Annotated in this window: 1 protein-coding gene; it reads right to left on the reverse strand. The window is 57.6% G+C overall.

The genetic code is table 11. From position 1 onward, the window contains the following. Positions 1-294 (reverse strand): DUF3304 domain-containing protein (locus AC1DHL_RS30040; protein WP_478164375.1); only part of this gene is annotated, 294 nt, incomplete at its 3' end. Positions 295-399: the final 105 nt, after the last annotated feature.

A 399-nucleotide genomic window follows, 5' to 3' on the forward strand; every position in this document is an offset into this window, starting at 1 on the left:
TTCGACGTTCAGTGTCATGCCGGGCCGATAAATTCGCGAAATGCTGGCGCAACACGTGAACTTCCCGCCCCCCGAGTGCGGACCTAGGTACGCACCGCCATAGCCGTTCACCGAGAAGCTGTAGATGCCTTCGTCGGTATGGTTGTAGCCAACCACTTCCAGTGTCATAGGGTCTTCGCCACAGCCGGACAGTGCGACAGACCCTGCTGCCAGCATTACCACCAGAAATGTTCGAAACCTCGGGCGCCAACCGGCAGTGGCAGTGCTTGTCATTGAGATGGCGTTATGGTTCATGGCTTGCTCCTCGGTTGTCATCGATCGTGTCCCACAGCGGTCTTGCAATATCCAAGATGTCGTCCCCAAGGCCAGCCAGCCAGTCCTTGAAGGCTTCCTCGTGGG

The organism is Variovorax sp. 10L426, from assembly GCF_056395305.1.